Origin of the sequence: Nocardia arizonensis (assembly GCF_001310275.1) — a bacterium.
In the GTDB taxonomy this organism is placed as follows: Bacteria; Actinomycetota; Actinomycetes; order Mycobacteriales; family Mycobacteriaceae; genus Nocardia; species Nocardia arizonensis.
The window spans coordinates 1-2,636 of the sequence record NZ_LGYZ01000016.1 but is presented as its reverse complement, the minus strand read 5'-3'; the positions used below and the strand labels follow the sequence as shown (position 1 = coordinate 2,636).

The following is a 2,636-nucleotide window of genomic DNA, read 5'->3' as shown; positions in this document are numbered from 1 at the left end:
CACCGATCATTCACTGTGACCTGGCTGACAATTAGCTACGGACCTCCGCGAGGGGCGCGCGGAGTATTCTGGCCACCCTTTCTCCGATGCGGGACACCCGCCGGAAAATTTCTTTGGTGACGCTTTTCTTACCTGTTTCGCCGATCCTTGCAGGCCACCGCGCGTTTGCGCAGGGGTAAGGAAAACGGCACCGATTTTCTTACCTGTCAAAAGGCTGGCGCACCAGGCGGTTTCGGGGTTTTGATGGTGGAGTACCGCACCTCCTCCGAAAGGGAAACTCGTGGATCCGTACTCGATCGTCTCGTTCCTCAACATCGGCGCGTCGTTGCTGTCGAACGTGCTGGCCATCGCGTCACAGGTCGCCGCGCTGGCGCTGCCCTACCTCTGAGGCAGACCTCGCAGCTCTAATTCATTAGAGCTTTCACCGGGCTCCCGGCTGCGGCGTGCAGCCGGGAGAGCCGGAGAAATGTACTGCACAATGCAGTACCTAAATTCGCCATTCATCTAGTTCTATTTCTGACCCCCGAAGGGGTGATTTGCCATGCCCAAAACAGGACGCAATTCCTCGGCTGCCGCGCCGCTCGATCCCGCCGGTGCCTGCGTGCAGGCTCGCGGTTCCCGTCTGACCTATGGCGGGCGGATGCTGTGGGGTGGCCGCCTGGTCGCTGCCAGCACGGTGCCGGTGCTGATGGTGCTGGCCGCTACGAACGCGAGCGCGATGACGACACTCGCCCCGATCGCGGACCAGCCCGGCGTGACCGCTCCGGCACAGCCCGGAACCGACGCTCCCGCACCGCCTCCGGCCCCTGCTGTGCCCGAACCCACCGTCTACCAGGAACAACCGCCCGAGATCCGCAATGGCCCGGCTCCGCGTCCGGAGCCGTCCCCGGCTCCCGCGCCGCCGGTGTACGTCATGGAGTTGCACTCGCCGGAGCCGGTGGAGCCGGTCGCGCCGATCGAACCGCCGCCGGACACGATCCGGATCGGTCAAGCCCAGTTTGCCGAACCGGACTGGCTGCCGCCGGAAGTCGGCGACACGATCAACAACGTCTCCGCCGACCTCGAAGCCCAGGCCGCTACCTTCCTCGACAGCGTCGGCCTCCCGGCCGGGCGTTCGGACCGGGTCGCCGGTGCCACCGTCGCCGGGGCCGGTGCCGGGGGAGCGATCGGCGGTGCACTCGCCGGTGCTCCCGCCGCCGCTGTCGGTGCCGTGGTCGGCGGGCTCGCCGGAGGAACAATCGGCGGCATCGCCGGAGCTGCGCTCGGCACGGTGATCGCCGTGCCGGTGATCGGCACCATCACCTCCGGCGTCGCCGGTACCGCGTTGGGTGCCGCGGCCGGGGCCGCTGCTGGCGCGGTGGTGGCAGGTGCGCCTGCCGCCGCGCTGGGCGCACTTGTCGGTGGCACGGTCGGCGCGGGCTTCGGCGCGGGTGTGGGGGTCGGGCAGCCATGACCGGCCTACGCCTGCTCACCACCACAACCGTCGCCGCCGCCACCTTCGTCGCTGCCCTCGGCCCCACGAACGCGGGCCCAGCGACAGCGCAACCCGAGCTCGTCGGCCTGAGCTGCCCGGCCCTGTGGGTCCTCGGTGTGCAGGGCACGTCCGAGTCCTCACCGGGCGCGTCCGAGACCGCCGACTCCGGGATGCTCGGTCACCTGCTCGGCCCGGTCGCCGCCGACGACCCGAGTCTGGTGGCGCGCTCCTACATCAGCTATCCAGCGTCGTTCGGCGGCGCACCGGGCACCGGGGGCGGCACCGCCCCGTACGCGGCTTCGGCCAGTGCGGGACTGAACACACTCCTGTCCGAGTCCGAGCGTGTTGCTGCGATCTGCCCCGGGACCTCCCAGGCGATCGTCGGCTATTCCCAAGGCGCGCAAGTCGCTTCGGGGTTCGCGCAGATGGTGGGGGCCGGGGAAGGCCCTGTGGCGGCTGCGCGAGTCGCCGCGGTGATCCTGTACTCCGACCCCGACCGTGCCCCGGGCTCGCCCGTGATCGCGGGCCGCCCCGGGCAGACGAGCCCGGACCCGGCCCCCGGCACGAGCGGCGCGGCGGTGTCGCGAGTGAACCTGAGTACCGCCGTCGCCTCCGGTGGCGGGATCGCCACCACCTCCGGTGTCGACTACGGGGCGCTCACCGGCCGGGTCGCCGACATCTGCGTCGAGGGCGATCTCAGCTGCGCGGCACCCGACCACGCCGCCCTGCTTCGGATCGCCGCCCAGCTCGCCGCCCAGGCCGACTTGCGCGACCCCATCGCCGCCGTCGGATCCATCCAGAACCTGCTGTCGGGCGCGCTCGGTGACGCCTGGACCTCATTGGTGCTCAACGACTTTCAGACTGGGCCCGGCACCGTCGCGTATGTGCCCGCGGCGAGTCTGGCGCAGCGGCTCATCGATGCCGCCGACTCCCGCACCCCGGCACCGGGCCCAGATGAGACAGCCGCCGCGACCGCGCGTTGGGCCGAGATCACGGCCACCGTCGCCAGTAACCCGCTGACCACGCTGCCGCCGCTCGCGGCCGGACTGTCGGCCGCGTGGGGCCAGCTCGTGTCCGACAACGCGGACCTGATCAATCCTGCGGTGTTGCTGCGCTACACCGACATTCCCGCCCGCCACACCGGCTACGCCGCGAACGGGAC

2 protein-coding genes are annotated in these 2,636 nt (G+C 70.3%); both read left to right on the top strand.

The window, feature by feature from the left end:
• Nucleotides 1-541: 541 nt before the first annotated feature.
• Nucleotides 542-1,453 (top strand): hypothetical protein, encoded by a 912-nt coding sequence (locus APZ21_RS02970; RefSeq protein WP_022567151.1) that lies wholly within the window; start codon nt 542-544, stop codon nt 1,451-1,453.
• Nucleotides 1,450-2,636 (top strand): cutinase family protein (locus tag APZ21_RS02965; RefSeq protein WP_054811653.1); only part of this gene is annotated, 1,187 nt, incomplete at its 3' end. The genes APZ21_RS02970 and APZ21_RS02965, both read left to right, overlap by 4 nt.

Excerpts from the sequence above, each read along its gene's own strand:
- APZ21_RS02970 (WP_022567151.1), top strand. The coding sequence starts at position 542 with ATGCCCAAAACAGGACGCAATTCCTCGGCTGCCGCGCCGCTCGATCCC.